This window comes from Streptomyces sp. NPDC059850, assembly GCF_042731515.1.
GTDB lineage: Bacteria > Actinomycetota > Actinomycetes > Streptomycetales > Streptomycetaceae > Streptomyces.
In genome coordinates this window covers 74,315-99,616 of the sequence record NZ_JBHWJI010000024.1, presented here as the reverse complement: position 1 = coordinate 99,616, position 25,302 = coordinate 74,315, and the positions used below count along the sequence as shown (strand labels likewise).

23 protein-coding genes are annotated in these 25,302 nt (G+C 71.5%); 10 read left to right on the top strand and 13 right to left on the bottom strand.

Annotated features, from left to right (window positions below; genetic code table 11):
* Positions 1 to 34 precede the first annotated feature (34 nt).
* A complete protein-coding gene (eat, locus tag ACFV9T_RS21490; protein ID WP_385442722.1) occupies positions 35 to 1,513 on the top strand; it encodes an ethanolamine permease in 1,479 nt (492 codons plus the stop codon).
* 16 nt (positions 1,514 to 1,529) lie between these two features.
* A complete protein-coding gene (locus ACFV9T_RS21485; RefSeq protein WP_385442659.1) occupies positions 1,530 to 2,219 on the top strand; it encodes a gamma-glutamyl-gamma-aminobutyrate hydrolase family protein in 690 nt (229 codons plus the stop codon).
* On the opposite strand, the gene ACFV9T_RS21480 is transcribed toward ACFV9T_RS21485, so the two are convergent.
* The 8 genes from ACFV9T_RS21480 to ACFV9T_RS21445 all read right to left on the bottom strand — a co-directional run bounded on the left by ACFV9T_RS21480 (position 2,185) and on the right by ACFV9T_RS21445 (position 12,311).
* Positions 2,185 to 6,234, bottom strand: coding sequence for a trypsin-like peptidase domain-containing protein (locus ACFV9T_RS21480; RefSeq protein WP_385442656.1), 4,050 nt, complete (start codon positions 6,232 to 6,234; stop codon positions 2,185 to 2,187). The genes ACFV9T_RS21485 and ACFV9T_RS21480 overlap by 35 nt on opposite strands.
* 9 nt (positions 6,235 to 6,243) lie before the next feature.
* A complete protein-coding gene (locus ACFV9T_RS21475) occupies positions 6,244 to 6,552 on the bottom strand; it encodes a trypco2 family protein (RefSeq protein ID WP_385442654.1) in 309 nt (102 codons plus the stop codon).
* A 58-nt stretch (positions 6,553 to 6,610) separates the two neighbouring features.
* A complete protein-coding gene (locus ACFV9T_RS21470; protein WP_385442652.1) occupies positions 6,611 to 7,453 on the bottom strand; it encodes a chitosanase in 843 nt (280 codons plus the stop codon).
* 99 nt (positions 7,454 to 7,552) lie between these two features.
* Complete coding sequence (locus ACFV9T_RS21465) at positions 7,553 to 8,767, bottom strand: MBL fold metallo-hydrolase (RefSeq protein WP_385442651.1); 1,215 nt, start codon at positions 8,765 to 8,767, stop codon at positions 7,553 to 7,555.
* Between the two features lie 144 nt (positions 8,768 to 8,911).
* Complete coding sequence (locus tag ACFV9T_RS21460) at positions 8,912 to 9,778, bottom strand: GNAT family N-acetyltransferase (RefSeq protein WP_385442648.1); 867 nt, start codon at positions 9,776 to 9,778, stop codon at positions 8,912 to 8,914.
* Between the two features lie 53 nt (positions 9,779 to 9,831).
* Positions 9,832 to 10,746, bottom strand: a complete 915-nt coding sequence (locus ACFV9T_RS21455; protein WP_385442646.1) for a glycoside hydrolase family 19 protein — start codon at positions 10,744 to 10,746, stop codon at positions 9,832 to 9,834.
* A 100-nt stretch (positions 10,747 to 10,846) separates the two neighbouring features.
* Positions 10,847 to 11,965 carry a DUF6745 domain-containing protein gene (locus ACFV9T_RS21450; protein ID WP_385442644.1) on the bottom strand — a complete coding sequence of 373 codons (1,119 nt, stop codon included), beginning with the start codon at positions 11,963 to 11,965 and terminating at the stop codon, positions 10,847 to 10,849.
* 19 nt (positions 11,966 to 11,984) lie between these two features.
* Positions 11,985 to 12,311 carry a hypothetical protein gene (locus tag ACFV9T_RS21445; protein ID WP_385442642.1) on the bottom strand — a complete coding sequence of 109 codons (327 nt, stop codon included), beginning with the start codon at positions 12,309 to 12,311 and terminating at the stop codon, positions 11,985 to 11,987.
* A gap of 185 nt (positions 12,312 to 12,496) precedes the next feature.
* Here ACFV9T_RS21445 and ACFV9T_RS21440 point away from each other — a divergent pair, with 185 nt between their 5' ends.
* Genes ACFV9T_RS21440 through ACFV9T_RS21415 form a run of 6 tightly spaced genes read left to right on the top strand, consistent with a single transcriptional unit; the run spans position 12,497 to position 18,693 of the window.
* Complete coding sequence (locus tag ACFV9T_RS21440; protein WP_385442639.1) at positions 12,497 to 13,459, top strand: STM4015 family protein; 963 nt, start codon at positions 12,497 to 12,499, stop codon at positions 13,457 to 13,459.
* Between the two features lie 47 nt (positions 13,460 to 13,506).
* Complete coding sequence (locus ACFV9T_RS21435) at positions 13,507 to 14,484, top strand: STM4015 family protein (RefSeq protein ID WP_385442638.1); 978 nt, start codon at positions 13,507 to 13,509, stop codon at positions 14,482 to 14,484.
* The gene (locus ACFV9T_RS21430; protein ID WP_385442635.1) at positions 14,465 to 15,598 is read left to right on the top strand and encodes an STM4014 family protein; all 1,134 of its coding nucleotides are present in this window, start codon (positions 14,465 to 14,467) and stop codon (positions 15,596 to 15,598) included. Before ACFV9T_RS21435 ends, ACFV9T_RS21430 begins: the two co-directional genes overlap by 20 nt.
* A gap of 52 nt (positions 15,599 to 15,650) precedes the next feature.
* Entirely contained in the window at positions 15,651 to 16,454 is an 804-nt protein-coding gene (locus tag ACFV9T_RS21425) for an STM4013/SEN3800 family hydrolase (protein WP_385442633.1), read from the top strand.
* Positions 16,451 to 17,803, top strand: a complete 1,353-nt coding sequence (locus ACFV9T_RS21420) for an STM4012 family radical SAM protein (protein WP_385442631.1) — start codon at positions 16,451 to 16,453, stop codon at positions 17,801 to 17,803. Before ACFV9T_RS21425 ends, ACFV9T_RS21420 begins: the two co-directional genes overlap by 4 nt.
* 14 nt (positions 17,804 to 17,817) lie before the next feature.
* Positions 17,818 to 18,693, top strand: coding sequence for an STM4011 family radical SAM protein (locus ACFV9T_RS21415; RefSeq protein ID WP_385442630.1), 876 nt, complete (start codon positions 17,818 to 17,820; stop codon positions 18,691 to 18,693).
* Here ACFV9T_RS21415 and ACFV9T_RS21410 read toward each other — a convergent pair.
* The 3 genes from ACFV9T_RS21410 to ACFV9T_RS21400 all read right to left on the bottom strand — a co-directional run bounded on the left by ACFV9T_RS21410 (position 18,666) and on the right by ACFV9T_RS21400 (position 20,709).
* The gene (locus tag ACFV9T_RS21410; RefSeq protein ID WP_385442720.1) at positions 18,666 to 19,409 is read right to left on the bottom strand and encodes an SAM-dependent methyltransferase; all 744 of its coding nucleotides are present in this window, start codon (positions 19,407 to 19,409) and stop codon (positions 18,666 to 18,668) included. The two genes, ACFV9T_RS21415 and ACFV9T_RS21410, sit on opposite strands and share 28 nt — an antisense overlap.
* 178 nt (positions 19,410 to 19,587) lie before the next feature.
* On the bottom strand, positions 19,588 to 19,839 hold the full coding sequence (locus ACFV9T_RS21405) for a DUF397 domain-containing protein (RefSeq protein ID WP_385442628.1): 252 nt from the start codon (positions 19,837 to 19,839) through the stop codon (positions 19,588 to 19,590).
* A 3-nt stretch (positions 19,840 to 19,842) separates the two neighbouring features.
* Positions 19,843 to 20,709, bottom strand: a complete 867-nt coding sequence (locus ACFV9T_RS21400; protein ID WP_385442626.1) for a helix-turn-helix domain-containing protein — start codon at positions 20,707 to 20,709, stop codon at positions 19,843 to 19,845.
* Positions 20,710 to 20,845: 136 nt separating this feature from the next.
* Here ACFV9T_RS21400 and ACFV9T_RS21395 point away from each other — a divergent pair, with 136 nt between their 5' ends.
* On the top strand, positions 20,846 to 21,289 hold the full coding sequence (locus ACFV9T_RS21395) for an ATP-binding protein (protein WP_234364982.1): 444 nt from the start codon (positions 20,846 to 20,848) through the stop codon (positions 21,287 to 21,289).
* Between the two features lie 28 nt (positions 21,290 to 21,317).
* On the opposite strand, the gene ACFV9T_RS21390 is transcribed toward ACFV9T_RS21395, so the two are convergent.
* Both ACFV9T_RS21390 and ACFV9T_RS21385 read right to left on the bottom strand, forming a co-directional pair.
* Positions 21,318 to 22,112 (bottom strand): SGNH/GDSL hydrolase family protein, encoded by a 795-nt coding sequence (locus ACFV9T_RS21390; RefSeq protein WP_385442625.1) that lies wholly within the window; start codon positions 22,110 to 22,112, stop codon positions 21,318 to 21,320.
* A 75-nt stretch (positions 22,113 to 22,187) separates the two neighbouring features.
* Positions 22,188 to 24,299: an alpha-galactosidase gene (locus ACFV9T_RS21385; protein ID WP_385442623.1), complete on the bottom strand. Its 2,112-nt coding sequence runs from the start codon at positions 24,297 to 24,299 to the stop codon at positions 22,188 to 22,190.
* Between the two features lie 173 nt (positions 24,300 to 24,472).
* On the opposite strand from ACFV9T_RS21385, the gene ACFV9T_RS21380 reads away from it, so the two are divergent.
* Positions 24,473 to 25,288, top strand: a complete 816-nt coding sequence (locus ACFV9T_RS21380) for a tyrosine-protein phosphatase (protein ID WP_385442621.1) — start codon at positions 24,473 to 24,475, stop codon at positions 25,286 to 25,288.
* Positions 25,289 to 25,302: the final 14 nt, after the last annotated feature.

Sequence of the window (25,302 nt, the reverse complement as noted above, 5' to 3'; positions counted from 1 at the left end):
CTCTCGTGCGAAGCCAGGAGTGCCCATGGCTGATATGGCTGAAGGAACCGAGACCTCCCGCACCGCCCCCGATCCCGGCTCGTCCGGCGGGCCCGGTGAGCCCGGTGAATCCGGCTATCTGGAGCGGCGTACTCTGCGGCGCGGCAGCGCGGGTCCGCTGCTGCTGACCGGTCTCGGTGTCGCCTATGTGGTCTCCGGCGACTTCTCCGGCTGGAACTTCGGCCTCGCGGAGGGCGGCTTCGGCGGGCTGGCCATCGCCGCCGTGCTCATGGGCCTGATGTACACCTGCATGGTCTTCGCCCTCGCCGAACTCGCCGCGATCCTCCCCACGGCGGGCGGCGGCTACGGCTTCGCGCGGCGCGCCCTCGGCCCCTGGGGCGGGTTCCTCACCGGTACGGCGATCCTCATCGAATACGTCCTGGCGCCCGCAGCCATCTCCATCTTCATCGGCGACTACGTCGAATCGCTCGGCCTCTTCGGCCTGGAGTCGGGCTGGCCGGTCTATCTCGCCTGCTTCGCGATCTTCATCGGGATCCATCTGTGGGGCGTGGGCGAGGCCCTGCGGTTCAGCCTCATCGTGACCGCCATCGCCGTCGCCGCGCTGCTGATCTTCGCCGCCGCGGCCTTCACCGAGTTCGACTCGGGCTCGCTGAACGACATCGCGGTCGACCACTCGGCGTTCGGCGCCAACTCCTGGCTGCCGTTCGGGCTGCTCGGCATCTGGGCGGCGTTCCCCTTCGGCATGTGGTTCTTCCTGGGCGTGGAGGGCGTTCCGCTCGCGGCCGAGGAGACCCGCGAGCCCGCGCGCACCCTGCCCAAGGCCATGGCCTGCTCGATGGGCATCCTGCTGCTCCTGGCCCTGCTCACCTTCCTCGCCGCGACCGGCGCGCGCGGCCCGGACGCCGTGCAGGACGCGGGCAACCCGCTGGTCGAGGCGCTGCAGCCGGACGGTGAGCCCACCACGCTGTCCCGCGTCGTCAACTACGCGGGTCTCGCCGGTCTGGTCGCCTCCTTCTTCTCACTGATCTTCGCCGGTTCGCGGCAGCTGTTCGCCCTCTCCCGGGCCGGTTACCTCCCCCGCTTCCTCTCCCTGACCAGCCGCCGCAAGGCCCCCTACCTGGGCCTCCTCGTCCCCGGCGCCATCGGCTTCGGCCTCGCCGCCTGGTCGGGCGACGGCGCCCGGATGCTGAACGTCGCGGTCTTCGGCGCCACCATCTCGTACGCCCTGATGTCGCTCTCCCACATCGTGCTGCGCCGCCGCGAGCCGGGTCTCGTCCGCCCGTACCGCACCCCCGGCGGCCTCGTGACCTCGTCCATCGCCTTCGTCCTGGCCTGCCTGGCGCTGCTGGCCACCTTCCTGGTGGACAAGGACGCGGCCTTCATCGCACTCGGCGTCTACGCCGTGGCGCTCGCCTACTTCGCCTTCTACAGCCGCCACCGGCTGGTCGCGTCGGCGCCGGAGGAAGAGTTCGCCGCGCTGGCGGAGGCCGAGGCCGAACTGTCCCGCGACTGAGAGAACGGACGGACCGTTGCCCCCTCTTATCGGTATCAGCACCTATCTCGAATCCGCGGCGAGTTGGGGCGTCTGGAACCTCCCCGCCGCCCTGCTCCCCGCCGGGTACCACCAACTCGTCCAGCGCGCCGGGGGCCTGGCCGCGATGCTGCCCCCGGACGCCGCCGGGGGCTCTGCGGCCGCCGTGGTCTCCCGCCTGGACGCCGTCGTGATCTCCGGCGGCCCGGACGTGGAGCCGGTGCGCTACGGCGCCGCCGTCGATCCACGTACGGGCCCGCCCGCGCGGGAGCGCGACGCCTGGGAACTCGCCCTGATCGAAGCGGCGCTGTCCTCAGGCGTCCCCCTGCTGGGCATCTGCCGGGGCCACCAGCTCCTCAACGTGGCGCTGGGCGGCACCCTCCACCAACACCTGGACGCCCACGCGGGCCCGCCGGGCGTCTTCGACCAGCACGAGGTGAAGCCGGTGCCCGACACCCTGCTGGCCAAGACCCTGCCGGAACCCCTCTCCGTGCCCACCTACCACCACCAGTCCGTGGACCGCCTCGGCGAGGGCCTGATCGCCAGCGCGTACGCGTCGGATGACGGGACGGTGGAGGCGGTGGAGCTGCCTGGCGCGGAGGGCTTCGTGCTGGGCGTGCAGTGGCACCCGGAGGCGGGCGACGACCTGCGGGTCATGCGGGCGCTGGTGCAGGCGGCTCGTCGCTGACGTCCAGCCCGAGGTGCGCGAACACCACATCCCGGACGCGACGCACCGCGTCCGGGTCGAGGTGTGCGAGGACGGGGAGGGCGTGATGCCACCCGTCGTCGCACATCAGCGCACGGCGCAGCTGCTCGCGGGCGCGTTCGATGCGGTCGGCATCCGCCGGTGGCCGCGGCATGAGCAGGTCGACGCACCTCCTGACCAGGGCCAGTCTGCTGCGTTCGAACCATGGGAGCCACGGCAACCCGAGGATGGCTGCGGCCATTTCGGCGCGTACAACGGGCTCGTTCTCGTCGTCATCCAGCTGCTTCACCATGTCCTCGGCCCGCTCGTAGTCGCCGCAGGCAGCGCATACCAGGGCGACGGGGCCATGGGGATCCGGACCGGGGGGCCCGTAGGCATCGACGTCCAGCCGCACCACGATGTCTGGCACGCCCTGCGGAGAGTCCGGATCCAGGCCTCCCAGCAGAAGCTCGCCCACCACATATGTCTCGGCGGAAAGGTCGCGAAACCATGGGCTGCTCTCGGTCATCCTGTCCCGCAGCATCCTGAGCAAGGGCGGCACACGCCATGGTGCCTCGCGTCCGGCGGCCAGGATGAGTTCGGCATAATCGAGCGCCTCATATCCCGCCGTGGCGCCCATCAAGCCTTCCGCCTCTTCCGGGCTGTCTTCCCAGACGGCCGGCTCCTCTGATCCGGCGCGCTTGCAGAGGTCCAGCCACCGTGTGTGCAGGCCGACGCCGGCCAACGCACGCATGACGGCCCGCTCACAGTATGAGAGCCCAGCAGGGGACGGCCGCTCAGCATCCGAGGGCAAGCGGTCCTCAACGCTGTCCAATTCGTCAGCGGCTTCCTCGGCCAGCCGCCTGGCCCCTGCGGGATCGGTCGCATGGAGACGTATTGACAGTTCCGCCAGCGCTTCGGCGCGTTCCTCGGAGCCGTCGAACCATCGGGCCAGTCGACCGGCGTGCGAGAAATCATGGCTGATGACCAGTGCATCGACGAGCGCATGCAGCTGCTGATCGACTCCTCGGTTTCCGGCGAGGGACCGGGGCGCGGTCTCAAGCGCGGCTTCCAGCAGCCTGAGGGCGCGGGCGGGATCGTGGCGGACGGCATGTTCCGCCACCACTCCCAGCGTTTCCGCCGCTCGCACGGGGGACTCGATCTCCGTGGCCATGCGCTCGGCCTCGTCCAGCGCACCGGCGGAGGCCAGGCCACCCGCCACGGAGGAATGGGCGTCGTACGGAATGTCCGGGCCATAGGCCGCCCGCAACAACTGCCACGCCCGTGCGGCCTCCCCCTCGCGCGCCCAGCCCTTGGCGAGGACGGTGGAGATGTCGGGCCCGATCTCGGGATGGGCATCGGCCAAGTCCTGCGCCTCCGCGAGAAGCCCACAGTCGACCAGGACCTTCAACACCTGTCGCCCCGCACGTAGCGCGTCATCGCTCGTGTCGGTTTCCAGAAGCGTGATGACACGTGTACTCGCCATCTTCGCCAGCCGCGCAGCCGACTCCGGTCGTGCCTGACGCAGGGCGAAGGCCACCGTCCACAGTTCCGCAACCCCATCAGGCGGTGCTTGAAGAGCCAGCTCCTCCATGTCATCGAACAGTTCTGCGGACCTGGCGGGACGCACCCTGGCGTAGGCCGTCGCGACCGTGGCCACCACGCCGGTCCACCCCCACAAGGCCAGCTGGTGCGCCTTCGTCAGCGCGTCGTCCAGTGTGCGATCGGCCAGCCGCGCGTCATGCGGGCGCACGGCTTCGGCTAGCTCCACGAACGCCTTGAGCACAGCGGGCGAGTGATCGATCCCGTACGCATCGGCCGTCATGTCGTCTTGCTCGGTGACGAGTTCCAGCGCTTCGGCGCCTCGGCCCAGCGCGGCCAGCGTGACAGCCGCCGCGTGGGTGATCTGTTGCAGCTCAGCTTCCTCCTGCGACGAGGTGGGGAACCAAACCCGGTACACGAGCGCCACGGCCTCCCGTGCCAGCTCGGCCGCGCGCCCATCGCCGCACTCGGCCATTGTCTGCGCCACTCCGACTAGGGAGCGGGCGCGGTCCTGCACATCGAAGACGCTTCGGGCCAGCCCCTCGGCGCGCCGCGCGTGTCCCAGCCGGGCCATGACGACGGGGAGATTCCACGGGAGAGAGCTGTTACGGCGGGACACCAAGCCCTCCGCCGCGCCCAGAGCGGCCAGCGTGCCGAGGTCGTCAGGGGCTTCGCGGGCGGCCATCGTGCGTACGGCGTCGATCTCGGCAAGAGCCGCCGCATCGCTGCCGGTCACCGCGCGCATGCGGTCCTGCCGCCGCGGATCGGTGGTCAGCACGGTGGCCCGGTCGACGTCGCCCAGGCCGCTCACCATGCGTGCGTACTGCTGCAGCAGATACGGCGGGGTTTCCTCCGGCCAGCCACGGCGCCGGTACTCGTCCGCCCAGCCGTGAACGCGCTCCAGGTACGGCCGCACGTCCGGGCCGAGCATCTCCGCCGCCGCCACGAACAGCGTCTCGTGCGCGAACAGATACCCCCGTTCGTCCAGATCCCGCGATGAGTGTCCCCGGCGACGCAGGATACGACCGAAGACACCGTTCACACGTTGCCGCACCGCGTACAGCTGGTGCCCCGTCAGCTCCCACAGATCCTCGGGGCGCAAAGAGCCCCGCGCGGCGGCCAGTAGGCCGACGATGTCCTTCTCCAGGTCGTCCCCGGCCAGCGCGCGCGACAGCTCGAACCGCGCGTCGTGCTCCAGATGCCGCGCATAGCCCGTACTGCTCAGCTGCCGTACGACGTCGCCCCGCAGCGGATGGCCGGACGCGACGTCCAGCGGAAGGCCGGGGTTGGGGCGGCTGGTGACCAGGACACGGACGCCCGGCGGCAGGCGTTCCGGGAGGAGGGAGGCGATGCTGGGGCCGGTGGCGCCGTCGCGCGCGGACTGGTCCTCGTCCAGGCCGTCCACGACGAGCAGCAGCGTGGCGCCGTCCTCGGCGACCCGCTCGGCGGCTTCGATCAGCAGCGCGCGGCGCTCTGTCTCGCGGACGCCGGGCGAGGCGTGCGGGGAGGGTTCGCGGCCGACGATCGCGGCCAGTTGGTGGACCACGGCCTCGGTGTAGGCGGTGCTGTCGGCCTGGCCCGCCAGCCGGGAGGTGATGAAGAACGACACCGGGACCACCCCGCGCGGCGGGTGCAGAGCGAACCACGACACCAGCGCGGTCTTGCCCGTCCAGGGACGGCCCTGCACCCAACGGTACGTTTCGGGCCCCGCGCAGAAGTCGACCAGCTCGCGCAGTTCCTCGGCCCGCCCCTTCAGCTCGGGCGGGGCGATGTCCCGCAGCAGGGCCTGGTAGCCCGCCTCGATCTGGCCTAGCCGTGACGGCGGGAGCACGTCCGGGAGGCCTGCGAGGGTGCTACTCAACTCTCGTTCGATAGAACCTAGTTGGTCGCCTGACAGCCGCTCCGCCCACCGGTCCGCCCGGCTCACGGCCAGCCGACCCGCGCCGTCGGCGTGGTGATGGGCGGCCACCACCCCCACGATCCGGTCGCCGCTGAAGACCGCCGCGCCCGACATGCCGTCCCAGGGGCCGTCCGGCGGGGGCACGCTCAGGTCGAGGGTGCCCTCGCGGCGGTTGGACAGGACCGCGCACGTGCCGTGCACATGCTCCGCGTCGCGGTACGGACGCCCGTCCTCGCCGCCGCGCATCTTGAAGGCCGGGAAGCCCATCGCACTGCACCGCAGCACCGCGTCCCGTTCGCCGACGCGGCCGAAGCGGGTGACGGGGACCTCATCCAGCGGGACAGCCAGAACCGCCACATCGGTGAGCGGGTGCTCGAAGCGCACCTCCGCTTCGAGCACCCGCTCCCCCGGCCGGTCCGCTTCGAACCGCACCCGTACGGACACCGCCGACGCCACGATGTGCGCCGCCGTCAGCACCCTGCCGGGCGCGACGAGATAGCCCGAGCCGCGACGACGCTCATCCGTCGCCGTCTCGACGATGATCTCGGCCACCCGCTCGGCCGTCAGCCCCGCCACCGCTCAGCCTCAGCGCTCCCCGGTCACCTCGGACCCGGAGATCCTGGCCGTCGTACGGGTGCCATCGGGCCCCGGAGCGGTGGGCTGGAGAGTGAGGGTGATGCGCTGGGTCTCGGACGAGGCGTACTTCCCGTCGCCACCGGCCTCGACCACCCAGAAGCGGACCTTCCCGCTCCCGCCCGCCTCCTTGGTGACCGCGACCGTGGCCTCGATCTCGATCGGGCCGACGTCGAACCGCAGCGACTCCCCCGCGCCCTCCGCCGCCGCGGCCGTGAGCTGCGCCCGCAACTCGCGGATCATCTCCGACAGTTCCACCATGGTCCCCCCTCGTCGTCACGCGGGACAAAACTCTACAAGGGGGCACCGACAACGGCGGTCAAGACAAGATCTCGAAGGAGTCGCCGTAGACCTTCCACTTCAGCGGCGGGTTCAGGTCGAAGTTCTTCGCGTTGAGGAAGACGCGCTGCGCGGTGTCGACCCGGCTGGTGTCGCTGTGCGCCTCCTCGCTCTGCATGGCCTTCTTGCGGGCGTCGAGGAAGGCGTTGAGATACGTGGTCTGGTTGCCGCCCTGGGCCGGGGTCTTGGCGTTGGACATGGCCGTCTTGCGTATGCCGCCGAAGCTGTACTTGCTGCTGCCCGGGCCGTGCATGACGATCGCGTCGTAGTAGATGAACTGGCCGAGCGTGCCCAGGCCGTCGTCCTTGCCCTGTTTGACGGACGGGTTGAAGTAGACGCGGTCGCGCTCGTGCTCCTGGGCGTCCTGGAACACCTTGTCGGCGGCGGCCGTCTTCCAGTCCTTGGTGAAGTTGGGGTCGAGGCCGCTGTGGGAGTCGCTGCCGTTGACCTTGCGCAAGGCGGGGAGGTACTTGGCGAGGACGTTGCCGGGCTTCTTCTCGGTGTAGTACTCGACGAGTTCCAGCATGTCGCCGGTGCCGGAGCAGAAGCCGATGATCCCGGCGGTGTAGCCGCGGCCGTCGCCTATGTCCTCGATGTACTTGAACTGGCCGCGCCAGTCCAGCGAGGAGTTCTCGGCGCTGGAGACCAGCTTCATGGCGATCTCCTTCTTGGCCGGATCGTCCAGGTTGGCCGCCACGCCCGTCTCCTGCGCCGAGGAGTGTACGGGGGTGGCGGCCTGACCCACTCCAACTCCGATGCCGGTGAACACCAGCGCGGCGGGTAACGCCACGGCCGCCGCCGTCAGGCCGATCCTTCTGGACATGGGGGACTCCGTTCGCTTGAGTCGTCCGTTAGGAATGTTTCCTAACCATTGAAGCGAGCGCGCCGCACCACCCACAAGGCTTTCGACTCAACTCGCCTGCTACGGCTGCGGAATGGGCACCGGCTGGTCGGTGTCGCCGTCCGGCTTACGGACCGGAGGCGTGGGTGTACGGACCTCCTCGGGGGCGCCCCCGGCGGCGCCCGGCGCCGCCACCGCCCGCCACCACGTCTCCAGCGGCAGCCCGCGCCCCGGCTCGAACGGCTGCCCCGGGCGCGGCACGGCCACGCTCGCGCCCGCCGCCCGGGCGGCGGTGACGGTGCCCTCGGCGGGCTCCTCCCACGGGTGCGGGGCCAGGTTGAAGGTGCCCCAGTGGATCGGCAGCACGATGCCCCGGGTGGGCTCGCCACCCTGGAGGTCGAGGTGGGCGCGCACGCCCTCCTCCGGCGTCATGTGGATGTCCGTCCAGAACTCGCTGTAGGCACCGATCTGGATCATGGTCGCGTCGAACGGCCCGTACGACGCCCCGATCTCCGCGAAGCCGGGGAAGTACCCGGTGTCCCCGCTGTGGAAGATCCGGTGCTCGGGTCCGGCCACCACCCAGGAGGCCCACAGCGTGTGCTGGGTGTTGCGCAGCGCGCGGCCGCAGAAGTGGCGGGCGGGGGTGGCGGTGAGCAGCAGCCCGGCCACATCGGTGGACTCGTGCCAGTCCAGCTCCGTCATCCGGTCCGCCGGTACGCCCCAGCGCTCCAGGTGCGCGCCGACGCCGAGGGGGACGACGAACACCGTGCCGGTGCGCACCAGCGCGCGGATCGTGGGCATGTCCAGGTGGTCGTAGTGGTCATGGGAGATGACCACCGCGTCGACCGGCCCCAGCTCCCGGAGCGGCACCGGGACCGGGTGCAGCCGCTTGGGCCCGACGGACGCGAACGGCGAACAGCGCTGGCCCCACACCGGGTCGAACAGCACCCGCCGCCCGTCGATCTCGGCGAGCACGCTGGAGTGGCCCATCCAGGTCAGCCGCAGCCCGGAGGCGGGCGGGGCGGCCAGTTCGGCGAGGGTGGTGGGGTACACCGGAATGGTCCCGGCGGGCGCCCGGCGTATGCGGTTCTCCTTGCGGAAGTACGTGGGCAGGAACTTCAGCATCGAGCCCGAGGGCGCGGTGCGGCCGTTGCCGCCGGGGTTGGTGAACACACCGTTCGCGAAGTTCGGCGACTGCCGGATGCGCTCCATCCGCTCCCCGGCCGGGTCCGCCCCGAAGGCGGCGGGGCGCAGGGCTGCGGCGAGCCGGGCACGCTGGGGGCTGGAACCGGTCACGGCACCTCCTGGGTGATGGGGAGCGACGGGCACCCCATGGCCTGTGCTGTTGTGCTGCTGCACTGTGACAACTCTCCCGATGGGTGACCTTGTTCCGGAAGGGGGCACCGGTTCTGTTCAGCTCGTTCTCAGGGCGTGTGAACGTCAGTGATCGCCGGTGAACGTCAGCAGCAGATGGTCCTCGACCGGGCGGTAACCGATCCGCTGGTAGAGGGCGTTGCTGGTGGGGTTGGCCAGGTCGGTGAAGAGCAGCACCCGCTCGGCTCCCGCCGTGCGCGCCGCCCGGCTCACGGCGGCCGTGACCGCGCCGCCGTAGCCGTGTCCGCGCAGCTCGGGCGGGGTGTAGACGAACGAGACCCGGACGGTGGCCGCGACCGCGCGGCTCACCGCGGCGGTGGCCACCGGCTCGCCGTCCACCTCCCAGAGCAGGGCGCCGTGGTGGCTGAGCCGGTCGTCCACCGTGCGCGCCACCTCGTCCTCGGGCAGCGCTCCGGTGTCGCGGCCGAACGCCGCGTACCAGCTCAGCAGCAGTTCGCGGTCGGCGGTGGTGGCCGCCCGGGCCCGCCCCCGTATCGCGGGCCCGGACGGGGTCAGGGTGTCCAGCCGGTACAGCCGCTGGACGTCCTCGGCCCGGCGGCCCTCCCCGGTGTGCCGCTCCCAGGCGTCCGCGAAGGCCTCGGCGACGGGGCGTACGCCGTTCACCCCGGTGAGACGGGCCCCGGTGAGACGTGCCCCGGCCAGGGTGCGGGCCAGCGCGTCCGCCGCCTCGGCGGGCATGGCGGAGAGCAGCGGCGGACGGGGCGGAGTACGGACGTACGCACCGTCCACGGCGCCCGAGGGCGCCCGCCACCAGCCGTAGACCGGCGGCTGGTCGCCGTAACGGCCACTGCCCGCCGCCGCCAGCGAGGAGACGACGGTGAGGAGCAGGGTGTGCTGGACCGGGCGGGCGCGCAGGTACGCGCCCGCGGCGGCCTGGAAGGCATCGAGGTCGGAGGTCGTCGTCCACGGCATGCGTTCCAGGCTGGCGGGCGCGGCCCGCCCGGCGCACCCTATTTATTTCGGCATCAGCAGCTCAGGTTCGAGCCCGGGGTGGTGCCGAGTATCTGGACCATCCGCTGGTACGCGTTGATCCGGCTCTGCACCTGGCCCGGGTTGCCGCCGTTGCACTCCAGGCTGCCGTTGATGCTGCGGATGGTCTCGCCGAAGCCGCGCTGGTTGACCATGGCGTTGTGCGGGGTCATGGTGCCCGGACCGGTCTGGGTGTTCCAATACCACAGGGCGGTCTTCCAGGACACCGCGGAGTCGTTCTGCACCAGCCAGGGGTTGCCCAGCAGGTCGATGCCCAGGGCGTCGCCCGCGGCCTTGTAGTTGAAGTTCCAGCTGAGCTGGATCGGTCCGCGGCCGTAGTACGCCGCCTGGCCCGCCGGGCAGCCGTACGGCCGGTTCCCGTCGCAGTAGTGCGGGTAGTTCGCCTGGTTCTGCTCGACGATGTGGACGAGACCGCCGGTCTCATGGCTGACGTTGGCGAGGAAGGCGGCGGCCTCCTGCCGCTTCACGGTGTCGCTGCCGGTGTTCGCGAAGCCGGGGTAGGCGCTCAGGGCGGCGGTCAGGCCCTGGTAGCTGTAGAAGCCGTTCCGGTTCGGGAACATCTGGTTGAACTGCGCCTCGCTCACGACGAAGCCGGAGTTCCCGCCTCCGCCGCCGCAGTCGAACGGCTCCCAGTACCAGGTGCTGATCACCGGGTCGTAGCCCGGGTTGTCGTGCTCGGCGCGGTAGTACTTGCCGTCGGTGTACCGGACGATGTCACCGGTCACGTACCACTTGCCCGCGACCCAGTTCGGATAGGTGCAGGCCGCGGGTGCGGCCGTGCCCGCCGCGTCGGCCGAATCCGCCGATGCGGAAGCCATGGGCATGCCAAACAGTAAGGCGCACACCGCCGCCAGCGCGGCGAACCACGTCGTGGCGCGTCTTCTCCACATGAGACCACCCCAATGCTCGTATTGTCGGAGGACACTCAATCGGCTTGGTCTATACCAGTCAAGGTCCAGACCAAGCCGATGTGGGGTGTGAGCGTCCGGCTCAGGTCTCGCGCTCCGGCACATACGTCTCGGCGTCCAGGCCGAAGGTCCAGGCCACGCCCTCACGGGCGGTCCGGGTGCGGGGCGGGACGCGCAGCCAGTACGTACGGCTCGTACCGTCCGGCTCGGGCGTGGAGTTGACCACCTCGACCATCGCCACCGGCTCGTCGTCCACCAGGTCGATGCGCCACAGCACACCCGTCTCGTCCCGGTGCACGGGCTGCGCCCCGGACTCGTCCAGATAGCGCTCGTAGCCGTAGTGCTCCAGCATCACCCGGCGCAGCTCCGCGTTCTCCTCCGCGCGGATGCGGTCCGGGGTCAGCCCGCCCAGCTGGTCGAGGAAGTCCGCGGGCACCGGCATACCGCGCCAGGCGTACAGCGCGAAGCCGTCGGGGAAGGCCAGCGCGGGGCCGTCGCCGCGGTCGAGGCGGCCCGCTTCGTCGCGGTGCAGCTCGACCGGGCGCTCCGCGATCACCACGGCCTTCTCGTACGGCCACCACCACCCGGCGGCGCGGGCGACCTCGGCGGGCCCGTCGAGCCCGCCGTCCGAATCATCGGCGACGGCGGCCAGCCACGGCGCGTCGTGCTGCCCCAGCACCGCGTCCAGCAGGGCGAGCCGGACGGCCGTCTCCTGGTCCGCGCGCTCCGTGCGCGTCCCCTCCGCCAGGGCCTCGATGACGCCGGTGCGGATGCGCTCGGTCAGCGCCCGGGTGACGTCCCACAGCGGCGCCCCGGTGAGCGCCCAGCGCTCGGCCCACCCGGACGGGCCCAGCGCGGTGTGCGCCCGCTCCCGGGCGCGCGCCCAGGGGCGGGTGCGCACCGCGTCCCGCACCGAGGCGCCCGCGGCACCCGCGACCGGCTCGATCCCGGCGGCGGCGAGGGTGTCGGCGGCCCGCTCGGCGGCCTCGCCGGGCAGCCCCTCCCCCTGCCCGGTGAGCAGCAGCGCGACCGCCGTGGCCGCGAGCGGCGAGCCGGTCCACACGATCCGCTCCGGCGGCGCCAGCCCTGCCGCTTCGTACGCCAGCCGGATGCCCGCCTCGGCCGCCTCCCGGTCCGCGTGCCCGGTCGCCGCGGCCACCGCGCGCCAGTCCACACCCAACGCCATCTGCGTCATCGTCATGAGTCCTCGTCCCCCGCTTTCAGTCCGCCACGACGCGCACAGCGCCCGGCACGTACTCCCGCTGACGCACCACCCGGTACCACCCCTTGGGCAGCGGTATCGCCGCGTGCTCCTCGTGCACCACCCGCCCGCCGTCCGGGAGATGGAGATACGAGGCGCCGAACGGCCCCGCCTCGCGCACCAGCGTGCCCGGCCCGACCACCGCGTGGGCGTGCCCGGTCACCTCGCCGAGCGCCAGCACCAGCCGCCCCCGCCCGTCCCTGGGCTGCTGCGGCAGCGCCTCGGCGCCCGGCGGCAGCGACTCCCGCGCCACCGGCACGATCAGGACGTCTCCCTGTCGGTACATGCCCTCCCCTTCCGTCGATGGTCCCGACGGTACGCAGGGGGTCTGACAACGCCGCCGACAACGGCTCCGACAACGCCCGCCGTCAACAGCCGCCGGGGCGGCTGTCGGTGGGGCTTGGTACAACTCTTCGCACGCCTTTCGGAACCGGGCATGCCCACTCGAACCCATGGGGAGAAACCCGCGCCATGAGCTACACCGCATACCTGACGGAACTGCACGGCCTTCCGGTCTTCGACTTCCCGCTGCCCGACGACGAGGATCCGCGGCTGCCCGAGCCGGAGGCCGCAGCCTGGCGCATCTCCTACAACCCCTACACCGAGGAGTCGGACGAGAACTTCGAGGACCGCTTCGAGCGGTTCCTGACCACGGTCGCCCCCTCCCGGGTGCGGGCGCTCATCATCGGTCAGTGGGGCGAGGCGGAGGAGGAGGACGACTCGGCGATGATCGTCGACCTGCTGGTGGCCGCCAAGGACCGGCTGACCGCCCTCGAAGCGGTCTTCATCGGCGATCTGGAGCCGGAGGAGGCCGAGATCTCCTGGATCCAGCAGTCCGATGTGACCCCGGTCCTGGACGCCTACCCCGGGCTGCGGGAGCTGGGCATCCGCGGCGGCAGCGGCCTGCGGTTCCCCGTCGTCACCCACCAGAATCTGCGCAGGCTCCGCTTCGAGACCGGCGGGCTGCCCGGCGAGGTGGTGCGCGGTGTCGCCGGAAGCGAGCTGCCCGCCCTGGAGTACCTGGAGATGTGGCTGGGCGTCGAGGGTTACGGAGGCGATGCCACCGTCGGCGACCTCGCGCCGCTGCTCTCCGGTGGCCGCTTCCCCGCGCTGCGCCATCTCGGCCTGCAGAACAGCGAGATCCAGGACGAGATCGCCGCCGCCGTCGCCTCCGCGCCCGTCGTCGCCCAGCTCACCTCGCTCGATCTGTCCATGGGCGTGCTCACCGACGAGGGCGCGGCGGCGCTCCTGGACGGCCAGCCGCTCACCCACCTCCGGCGGCTCGACCTGGACCACAACTACTTCTCGGAGGCGGTGGAGCAGCGGCTGCGCGACGCCCTGGAGCCGTCCGGGGTGGAGGTCGCGCTGTCCGAGAAGGGCGACGAGGACGAGTACAACGGCGAAGTCGACCGGTACACGGCCGTCGCCGAGTGAGGGCCGCCGCGCAACAGACATCCGCCCCACGTAAGGAGTGTCCGGTCGTGATCGGCAACTATCTGGATTCCTTCATCGGCCTGCCCGTCTCCCACTTCAGCGGCGCGGACTCCGTAGCCGACGTCACCGATCTGCCGTCCGCCGACTCCGTCGCCTGGCGCATCGATTCCGGCTGGAATGACGGCAACCCGTTCACCGAGGTGTGGACGGAGTTCCTGGACATCGTGGCGGCGGACCGTGTCCGCGCAGTGATCGTCGGCAGCTGGTGGGGCAGCGAGGACTACTCCACTGTGCGTCCGGTGCTCGACGCCCTGATCGCCTCCGCCGACCGGCTGCCCGCGCTGCGCGCGCTGTTCCTCGCCGACGTGATGTCCGAGGAGTGCGAGCTGTCCTGGCTGCCGATGGACGACGTCACGCCCGTACTGGAGGCCTACCCGCTCCTGGAGGAGTTCACGGTGCGCGGCTGCGGCATGGGAGACCTCGCCTTCCGGCCGGTGCGCCACGAGCGGCTGCGGTCGCTGCGGTTCGAGTCCGGCGGGCTGCCGGGCGAGATCGTCCGCGCGGTGGGCGCGAGCGAACTGCCCCGGCTGGAACACCTCGCGCTGTGGCTGGGGGTGGAGCAGTACGGGGGCGATGCCACGGTCGCCGATCTCGCGCCGATCCTCACCAGTGGCCGTTTCCCCGCGCTGCGCCATCTCGGGCTGCAGGACAGCGAGATCCAGGACGAGATCGCCGCCGCAGTCGCCTCCGCGCCCGTCGTCGCCCAGCTCACCTCGCTCGACCTGTCCATGGGCACGCTCGGCGACGAGGGCGCGGCGGCCCTGCTCGACGGCCAGCCGCTCACCCACCTGGACCGGCTCGACCTGCACCACCACTATCTGTCCGACGCGATGACGCGCCGGGTGTGCGACGCGCTGGCGCCCTCCGGGGTCGAGGTGGACGTATCGGAGCAGGAAGAGACCGAGATCTGGGACGACCTCAGTGACGGTGAGGAGGAGTTCCGCTTTGTCGCCGTCTCCGAATAGCCCACGGTTCGCCGTCGTCGGCAACCCCGGCCATCGCCGCGTGGAGATGTTCACCGACGCCGCCCTGGCCGCCGGGCTGGCCGCGCCCCGGGTGCTGGCCTGGCGCGATGTGCTGTGCGGCGGCGCGGAGTTCGAGCCGGGCGAGACCGTGCGGATCGACTCGCCCGGCGAGGACCCCGAGGTGGACGCCCTGCTGCGGGGCGCCGGGGACCCCACCCGGGTCGAGGGCACCGCCCGCTGGTACGCCCGCCTCACCGACGCCGTACGGGCCGTCGCGAAGGCCGCGAACACGGCGGACGCGACGCTGCTGGACGACCCCGGTGAGCTGGCCGTCCTCTTCGACAAGCGGCTGTGCCACGGGGTGCTGGACGCGGCCGGTGTCCCCGTACCGTATGCGCCGACCTCCGGTCCCGGGGCACCACCGGTGCGCGGCTGGGACGACGTACGGGCCTCGCTCGGCGAGGGCGGCATGCACCGCGCGTTCATCAAGCTCGCGCACGGCTCGTCCGCCTCCGGGGTGCTCGCGATCGAGTACGCGGGCCCGGGCCGCATCCGCGCCACCACTTCGGTGGAGCGGGCGGAGGACGGCGCGCTCTTCAACTCGCTGCGGGTGCGGCGGTATGACACGGAGCGGGAGATCGCCGCGATCCTGGACACACTGGCCCCGGACGGGCTGCACATCGAGCGCTGGCTGCCCAAGGCGTCCCAGCACAAGCGCGCCGCCGATCTGCGGGTGGTGGTGATCGGCGGCCGGGCGACCCACGCCGTCGTACGGACCAGCCGCTCCCCCATGACCAACCTCCACCTCGGGGGCGTACGCGGCGATCTGGCCGCCGCCCGCGCGGCCGCGGAGGCAGCCGGAGTGGAGTGGCGCACGGTGCTGGGCACGGCGGAGCGGGCGGCGGCCTGCTTCCCGGACACCCTGTGCGTCGGCGTGGATCTGCTGCCCGGCACCGGGTGGCGGCGGTTCGCGGTCGGCGAGGTCAACGCCTTCGGTGATCTGCTGCCCCGGCTGACCGGGCTGCCCGGCAGCGGCGCCGAGGGCCAGGACACGTACGCGGCGCAGATCGCCGCCGTGATCCGCGCACCCGGGGAGGCAAGCCACGATGTCTGAACCGGAACTGTCTGAACCACAACTGTCTGAACCGACCCTGACCGAGCCCGATATGAACGCGGTCGTGGGCAGCCACGACCTGCTGCTGGTCACCCTCGACACCCTCCGCTACGACGTCGCCGCCGAACTCGCCGCCGCCGGGCGGCTCCCCCACCTGACCGCCCGGATGCCGGGCGGGGTCTGGGAGAAGCGGCACGCTCCCGGCAGCTTCACCTACGCCTCCCACCAGGCCATGTTCGCCGGATTCCTGCCCACCCCGGCCCGGCCGGGCCCGCACCCGCGGCTGTTCGCGGCGCGCTTCGCGGGCAGCGAGACCACGGCGGAGGGTACGTATGTCTACGACGCCCCGGATCTGGTGACCGGGCTCGCGGCGGCCGGGTACCACACGGTGTGTATCGGCGGTGTCGGCTTCTTCACCAAGCGCCCCCCGATGGGCTCGGTGCTGCCCGGCTACTTCCAGGAGAGCCACTGGGAGCCGGAGTTCGGCGTCCCCTCCCCCACCTCCTTCGAGGCGCAGATCGCGTGCGCCGAGCGGGTCATCGGGGATCTGGCCCCGGACCGGCGGCTGTTCCTCTTCGTCAACGTGTCCGCACTGCACCAGCCCAACTGGTTCCATCTGCCGGGCGCGACCCGCGACAGCGGGGACACCCGCGCCTCCCATGCCGCCGCGCTGGAGTACGTGGACCGCCACATCGGCCGTCTCTTCACCGCGATGAGCGGCCGCGGCCCCGGCTTCGCGATCGTCTGCTCCGACCACGGCACCGCGTACGGCGACGGCGGCTACACCGGCCACCGGCTCGGCCACGAGGCCGTCTGGACCGTGCCGTACACCCACTTCTTCCTTGGGACCCGATGAACACCGCCACCATCACCACCACCGTCCGCCCGTACCAGTCGTACGTCTACGCCTATCCGCACAAGACCGCGTACGACGAGCTGCCGGACCGGCCCGCGCTGCGCGGGCTGTGGGCGGACGAGCCGAAGGACGCGCTGTCGCTGTATCTGCACATCCCGTTCTGCGAGGTGCGCTGCGGCTTCTGCAATCTCTTCACCCGGATCGGCGCCCCGGACGGCCTCACCACGGCGTATCTGGACGCGCTGGAGCGCCAGGCGGACGCGGTGTCCGACGCGCTCGGGGACGGTGCCCGGTTCGCCGCCGCGGCCTTCGGCGGCGGCACCCCGACGTTTCTGGAGGCGGTCGAGCTGGAGCGGCTGTGCGACATCGCCGAGAAGCGGATGGGCGCGGATCTGGCCGCCGTGCCGCTCTCCGTCGAGGCGTCCCCGGCCACCGCCACCGCCGAACGGCTCGCGGTGCTCGCCGCGCGCGGTACGACGCGGCTGAGCCTGGGCGTGCAGAGCTTCGTGGACGCGGAGGCGCGTTCGGCGGTGCGGCCGCAGCGCCGGGCCGATGTCGAGGCCGCGCTGGCCCGGATCCGCGAGGCGGGCATCCCCGTCCTCAACATCGACCTGATCTACGGCATCGACGGCCAGACCGAGCGCAGCTGGCTGCGCTCCCTGGACGCGGCCCTCGCCTGGCACCCCGAGGAGCTGTATCTCTATCCCCTCTACGTCCGCCCGCTGACCGGCCTCGGCCGCAAGGAGGCCGCCGAGACGGACCAGGAGTGGGACGAGCGGCGGCTGCGGCTGTACCGGCTGGGCCGGGACCATCTCCTCGCGCGCGGCTATGAGCAGGTCTCGATGCGCATGTTCCGCCGTACGGACACCCCCGCCCCCGCGTCCGGCGGCGAGGATCACGCCTGCCAGACGGACGGCATGATCGGCCTGGGCTGCGGCGCCCGCTCGTACACCTCCGGGCTGCACTACTCCTTCGACTACGCGGTCGACATGCGGGAGATACGCGGCATCATCGACGACTATGTCTCCCGCCCCGAGGCCGACTTCGGCCACGCCGAGCATGGCCGGGTGATCACCGGCGACGAGGCCCGCCGCCGCCATCTGCTCCAGTCCGTCCTGCAGGCCGACGGCCTGGACGTGGCCGCGTACCGGGCGCGGTTCGCCGCCGACCCGGCCGAGGACTTCCCCGAGGAGCTGGCCCGGTTCGCCGCGCGCGGCTGGCTGGACCCTGCCGCGCCGCACGGCTGGCTGAGGCTGTCGCCGGAGGGGCTGGCGCACTCCGACGCGCTCGGCCCCGAGCTGTTCTCCCCCGCCGTGCGCGCCGCGATGGCCGCGTACGAGGCGAAGTGAGCCGGGACGCCACCATGGACCTGACGATCCTCTACCGGGGCCCGCTGGCCTCCTGCGACTACGACTGTCCGTACTGCCCGTTCGCCAAGCGGCGCGACAGCCGGGAGGCGCTGCGCGCCGACCGGGCCGCGCTGGAGCGCTTCACGGCATGGGCCCGCGAGCAGTCGGGCGACCGGCTGTCGGTGCTGTTCACGCCGTGGGGCGAGGGGCTGACCCGCTCCTGGTACCGCCGCGCGCTCACCGAGCTGAGCCGTCTTCCGCACATCGAGCGGGTGGCGATCCAGACCAATCTGAGCTGCCGCACCGACTGGACGGCCGGGGCCGACCCGGACACGCTCGCGCTGTGGTGCACGTACCACCCGGGCCAGACGCCGTACGACCGGTTCCTGACCAAGTGCCGGGAGCTGACCGTACGCGGAATACGCCACAGCGTGGGGATCGTCGGTCTCCCGGACCATCTCGACGCGGCCCGCAGGCTGCGCGCCGAGCTGCCCGAGCAGGTCTATCTGTGGGTCAACGCGGCGGACGGCCACACCTACACGGACGCGGAGGCCGCCGACTGGACGGCGCTCGACCCGCTCTTCGGCTACAGCCGCCATCCGCACCGGAGCGCCGGTCTGCCGTGCCGGACCGGCGCCTCGGTGGTCTCGGTGGACGGCGACGGCACGGTGCGCCGCTGCCACTTCGTCCGCACGGAGCTGGGCAATCTGTACGACGGCTCGTACCGGGCGGCGCTGCGGCCCCGGGCCTGTCCGCTCGCCGTGTGCGACTGCCACATCGGCTACGTCCATCTGGAGTCGCTGCCGCTGTACGACATGTTCGCGGGCGGGGTCCTGGAGCGGATCCCCGCCCGCCTCCCCGTTCAGTCCTTGCGCCCGACGCCGCCGTAGATGCCGACATGCCCAAGGGCCCCGGCCTCGGGCGGCGGCCCGTCCGGGCGCCACAACGGCGCCCGCACCAGCCCCGGTTCGAGCAGCGTGAACCCGTCGAAGAACGGAAGGATCTCGGCGTGACGGCGCAGGCTCAGCTCGGCGGTGGACTTCCGGTACACCTCGTCGGCCACCTCGTCGGGGCCGTGGAAGTCCAGGGTGCCGTGGCTGATGACCAGATGGCTCGCCGAGGCCATCGGCTCGGTCAGGGTGGCGATGATCCCCGCCGGATCCTCCGCGTCCGAGACGAAGTGGAGGACCGCGACCAGCAGCAGTGCCACGGGTTCGGTGAAGTCGATGTTGTCGCGCACCGCCGGATGCGCCAGGATCTCGGCGGGTCCGCGCGTGTCGGCCAGCGCGAAGTGGGTGCCCGGGGTGCTGGTCAGCTTGGCGTCCGCGTGCGCGGCGACGATCGGGTCGTTGTCGATGTACACCACGCGGGTGTCCGGGGCGATCTCCCGGGCCACTTCATGGGTATTGGGCGAGGTCGGTATGCCCGTCCCGATGTCGATGATCTGCCGTATGCCGCTCGCCACCACCGTACGGACGGCGCGCAGCAGGAACGCGCGGTTGGCGCGGGCGCTGTCGAGGATGTCCGGGGACTGCCCGATGATGCGCTCGGCGGCCTCGCGGTCGATCTCGTAGTTGTCCTTTCCCCCCAGGTAGTAGTCGTACATCCGGGCCGGATGCGGTCTGCTGGTGTCGATGTCCTGGCCGGATATCCCCGTGCCGGAGATGCGCGACGCGGATAATCGCTGGCCGGGTAATCGCTGGTCCGCTGATGGTCGGTCGGTCACACCATGTCCCCTTGTCAGTCCCCCTCGTTCCCCCTCGGCCGCCCTCGTCGCACGGGCGTCACAAGAGCAGGAAGTCGGCGTCGCCGGCCTTCGCCCCCTGGATGAAGCGCTTCATCTCCAGGTGCGTGTAGATCAGTGCCGGTCCGTCCGGGTCGGTCGACTGGCGCAGCGCCACCCGGCCGTCCTTGAGCCTCATCGCCTCGACGCAGCTTCCCCCATTGCCGCCACTCCACGGCTTGTGCCAGCCCTCGGAACCGAGGTCCCTGGCCGGCATGCCGCTGTAGACGCGGCTCGCGCATATGCGATCCATCGTTCAGATCTCCTTGCGAATGCCACTCAGAATGGCCTGAGTGGTCTGTGCAGGCGCGGCCTGCGCGCACATCCGGTCCAGGGCCTCCAGGAACGCCGAGACGTCATCGCGCTGGTCGAAGTAGGAGCCGCTCACGAGCGTCTCCGTGTACGCGATGTCGGGCAGCTCCGGGATCGGGAACCGGAAGATATGGAAGGGGCCGTACATCGCCGGGTGCGGTCCGGCGTCGAACGGCATGACCTGCAGTCTGATCTGGGGTGAGTCGGCGACCTCGATGAGCCGCCCGATCTGGGCCCGCATGGTCTCGGACCCGCCGATGGGACGGCGCAGCACCGTCTCGTCCATCACCACCCACAGCATGGGCGGATCCGGGCGGCGCAGCAGGGCCTGCCGCTCCATCCGCAGCGCGACGTTGCGCTCGATCTCCGTCTCGGGGGCGTGCGGCATGCCCGCGCGGAGCACCGCGCGGGAGTAGTCCTCGGTCTGCAGCAGCCCGGGGATGTAGTGCGGTTCGTAGGCGCGGATGAGGTTGGCCTCGACCTCAAGGCTGACGAACGTGTTGAACCAGTCGGGCAGTACGTCCCGGAACCGGTGCCACCAGCCGTTCTTGTTGGCCTCCTTCGCGAGGGAGAGGAAGGCCTCGACCTCTTGGGGGTCGGTGACGCCGTAGGTGCGCAGCAGCTTCTCGACGTACGGGAGCTTCAGGCCGACCTCGGCCTTCTCCATGCGCCGGATCGTGGCATGGGTGACGTCGAGCGCCCGCCCGGCCTGTTCGAAGGAGAGTCCGGACTTTTCGCGAAGGTCCTGGAGCCGCTTGCCGAGCACGACCCGCAGGACGGTCGGGGCACCGCCCGACCGCGCATCCGCCACTATCGTCCCCCTCCACTTACTGTCACAGCACAGCAGTCTGGCACGGGCTCAGCTTTCGGAACAGTCTGTCCTTGCGATTCTGTAATTTACAGACTGAACCTTGTCACAAGCGATCGTGACAGAGCATAGTTACGGTGTGGCTCCTTCCTACGAGGCTCTCCGGTTAGGGCACAGCGGCTCGACGGTCGCTGCGTGCCTTCAGGACGCGTTTCGTCTCCCGGCGCTGAGCACGTCCGTCGCGGAGGCGAGAAGGCATGTCGTCCTGCGGCTGCGCTCATGGGGTGTCGACCAGGACACCCGTGACAGCGCCGAATTGGTGGTCTCCGAGCTGTTCACCAACGCGGTCCGGCACACCTCAAGCGATGAGGTGCGCTGTTCGTTGCAGCTGATGGGGACCCGATTGCGGCTCGAAGTGGCCGACCAGGGATGCGCGCGCACGGTGCCGCAGGCGCGGTCGTCGGTGAGCGTGGACCAGGAGGGCGGACGCGGGCTGATGCTGGTCGAGGCCCTGTCCCAGGCCTGGGGCGTACGGCCCCACACGGGCGGCGCGGGCCGCGCCGTATGGGCCTACCTGGCCTGAAGCGCCCTCACCGCAGCGGCGAACGCCCTCACCGCAGCGGCAGCAAGTCCGGGCGCTTGGGCTCCACGTGGTCTCCGGACGACACCCCGCGCAGCCGTCGCCCGATCCACGGCACCAGATACTCGCGCGCCCAGTGGATGTTGTCCCGGCGCACCTCGGCCGGGGTGCGCTGCCCGTCGTCCGGCCACGGCTGGTCGGGGTCGGCGGGCACCTCGAGGCCGAGGACCTGACCGGCGCGCAGCGCGACCCGGGTGTGTCCGTCCGGCGACAGATGGAGCCGGTCGTCGTCCCAGGCCCGCCGGTCCTGCACCGAGCGCAGCGACCACAGGTCGAGCACCGGGCAGTCGTAGCGGTCGGCGATCGCCCGCACATGGGCGGTGTACGTGGCGATCTTGCCCCGCAGATGGCGGAGGACCGGGATCCCCCGGGTATCGAAGCCGGTGCACAACAGCACGGTGGGCACCCGGGAGGTGAGGTCCGCGACGGCGGCCTCGTAGCGCCGGGCGACATCGTCGGGATCGCTGCCGGGCCGCAGGATGTCATTGCCGCCCGCGCAGAAGGTGACCAGGTCGGGGCCGAGATCGACCGCCCGGGGCACCTGCTCCTCGACGATCGGGTCCAGGAGCCGGCCGCGCACGGCGAGGTTGGCGTAGCGGAAATCGTGTTCGGGCCGTCGGTCGGAGAGCAGGACGGCGAGCCGGTCGGCCCAGCCGATGAACACGCCGTCCGGTCCGGGATCGCCAACGCCCTCGGTGAAACTGTCCCCGATGGCTGCGTACGACCCGATCACTTCACGGTTGAGTCTTTGCGAATCGTCTGCCACATCCGGACATCATTCACCCCGACACGTGACCTACGCCACCGTAACCAGCCCTTGACCAGGGGTGAGTTATCCCACCTAGTCAGTTCGGCGGAGGTGGAATACGGCGGCGTCCAGGTCGCCGCGCAGCCCGGTGCGCAGACCGTGATGGGCGAGCACCGCGCCTCGGTGGACGGTCCCGGTGGCCAGGTCCTCGTACTGCGCGGACGCGTCGAGGCCGCGCAGCCGCAGCGGGAGCGGGGGTTCGCCGAAGCGCTGCGCGTGCAGCCACGCCAGCACGACGGTCTCCTCGCCGTGTACGTACTGCACCGCGCTGAGCCCGCCGCCGCCCGGCGGCCGCAGCCGGTACTGCTCACCGTGCTGGACGACGGGCCGGATCCGCTTGTAGAGCGCCACCCAGTCGCGGGCCTCCGTCAGTTCGGCCTCGCTCCACTTCGTCAGGTCGCCGCCGACGCCCAGCACCCCGGCCATCGCGCTGATGAAGCGGAAGCGGAGCCCGCTCTGCCGCTGGTTGCCCATGACGTTGGGGCTGTCGGTGACCCAGGCGGCCATCACCCGGGCGGGGTGCAGCTGGCTGAAGCCGTGCTGGATGGCGAGGCGGTCCAGCGGGTCGGTGTTGTCCGAGGTCCATACCTGGTCGGTGCGGCCGAGGATGCCCAGGTCGATCCGGCCGCCGCCGCCCGAGCAGGACTCGAAGGCGACCCCGGGATGGGCGGCGCGCAGCCGCCCCAGCAGCTCGTACAGCCCGTGGACATGCTCGATGCCCAGCCGCTGCGGATACGGGTCGCCGGGCCAGCCGGGGTCGGTGAAGGAGCGGTTGAAGTCCCACTTCACATAGTCGATGGGCGCGCTGCTGAGCAGAGTGTCCAGCCGCTCCCACAGATACGCGCGGACATCGGGCCGGGCGAGGTTGAGCACCAGCTGGTTGCGGAATTCGGTGCGGGTGCGGCCGGGGTGGTGCTGCACCCAGTCGGGGTGGGCGCGGTAGAGGTCGCTGTCGGCGTTGACCATCTCCGGCTCGACCCAGATGCCGAACCGCATGCCCATCGCGTGCACCTCGTCGGCGAGCGGCCCCAGCCCGTGCGGGAAGCGGTCCGGGTTGGGGGTCCAGTCGCCGAGCCCGGCCCGGTCGCTGGTACGGGACCCGAACCAGCCGTCGTCCACGACGAACAGCTCGACGCCGAGACCGGCGGCGAGCCGGGCGAGGGAGCGCTGCTGCTCCTCGCTCACCTCGAACTCGGTGGCCTCCCAGGAGTTGTAGAGGACCGGCCGGTCCTCGTCGGCGCCGGGGATGACGTGGGCGCGCTGCCAGGCGTGCCATGCGCGGCTCGCGGCCCCGAAACCGCCGTCGGTCCACAGCCCCGCGAAGACCGGGGTGGTGTACGACTCGCCGGGGGCCAGGAGCAGCAGCCCCGACTCGTCGTGGCCGACGCCGCCGACGGTCTGTACGGTGCCGTCGGCGAGCCGCTGGACGGCGATCCGCCAGGACCCGGACCAGGCGAGCGCGCAGCTGTGCACCTCGCCGCTCTCCTCGGTGGCCGTCCCGTCGTCGATCGCGATCCAGGGCAGATGCTGATGGCTGGTGTGGCCACGGCGGCTGCCGATGACCTTCTCGCCGGGGGTGAGATCGGTGCGGGCGAGCTGGCTCTCGGCGGCCCACCGCCCGTACAGATGGCTCAGCCGCCGGTGCTCGCCCACCGGCAGCGACCAGGCGGCGGAGTCGGCGCGCAGCAGCTCCAGCGGGGCGTCTTCCTCGGTGCCGGTGTGGGTGAGGGTGGTCCACCGCTCGATGACGTCGCCGTCGTCCCGCATCCGGTAGTGGAGGGTGATGTCGAGGTGGTGCAGCGGGTCGTGGAAGCGCAGCCGCAGCTCATCGCCGCTGATGGCGCTCTCTTCGAAGCGCCACTCGGTGCCCCGTACGCCCGCCGCGCGGACAGAGCGGACGGACAGGGCGGGGCGTACGAAGCGCGGGCCGCCCTCCACCGGGTACTCCTCGCGCCCGTCCAGCGGTGATTCGAAGCCCCGGTCGGCGGGCAGAGGTTCGGCGGCGAGGGCCTCGGCGTCCGGGACCGTGAGGCGCGGGCCCCAGTGAAGATGGAGCAGGGCGTCCTCATCGGTGAGGTGCAGGGCGTAGCTGCCGCGTCGCCCCGAGAGCAGCCAGAGCCGACCGTTTCCGCCGGTTTCAATCATCACACGTCCCCAATTCCCCACAGGTATCAACATCATCGGGCAGGGTGCGTTCGCACGGCAATGGCCTGCGTCACGGTCGGCCGAACCGATTGCAGCAGGAACCCAATGTCGTATGGTCAGCAGAGCCCGCCTCGTCGACGAGCGGCGTGGCGGTTCGATCGTGAGGAGCGCCCGTGACGCAGCCGTCGCCGCAGGTCCCGCAGGCCGAACCCCAGCTGGTGGGGGTCCGCAACTTCCGCGACGTCGGCGGGCTGCCGACCTCCGACGGCCGTCGCGTACGGCCCGGCGTGCTGTTCCGCAGCGGCCACCTCGCCCACGCCACCGACAGCGACGCGGCCTTCCTCGACTCGCTCGGCCTGCACACCGTCTTCGACTTCCGCAACGCGGCCGACATCAAGCTGGAGGGCCCGGACGTCTCCCTCACCGGCGTGCGGAACGTGAACCTCCCGCTGTCCGACCCGGCCGACGGCGCCGGGTTCTGGACCATGGTGCGCGAGGGCGACCTCAACACCCTGCGGGAGCTGCTGGACGACGGGCGCGCCGAGCGGCGGATGATCAACGCGTACCGGGCCATCATCACCAGCCGCATCGTCGAGCACGGCCGGGTGCTCGGCGCCATGGCGGAGGACAGCTCGCCCGCGCTGATGCACTGTTCGGCGGGCAAGGACCGGGCCGGTCTCTCGGTCGCGGTGACCCTGCTGGCGCTCGGGGTCGAGCGGGAGGCCATCGAGGCCGACTATCTGGAGTCGGCTGCCGCCCACCGGCGCTACAAGATCTGGCGCAAGGGCCCCTCGGACGGCTCCGACCCCATGTCCCCGGAGGTGCTGGAGCTGCTGAGCCCGCTCTTCGACGCGCGCCCCGCGTATCTGGCGGCCGCCTTCGAGACGATAGAGGAGACCTGGGGCACCACCGAGCGCTATCTCGCCGAGGGCCTGGGCCTGACCGCCCCGCAGCGCGGACGGCTGCGGGAGCGGATGCTCACCGGCTGACGCAACCGGGCGAG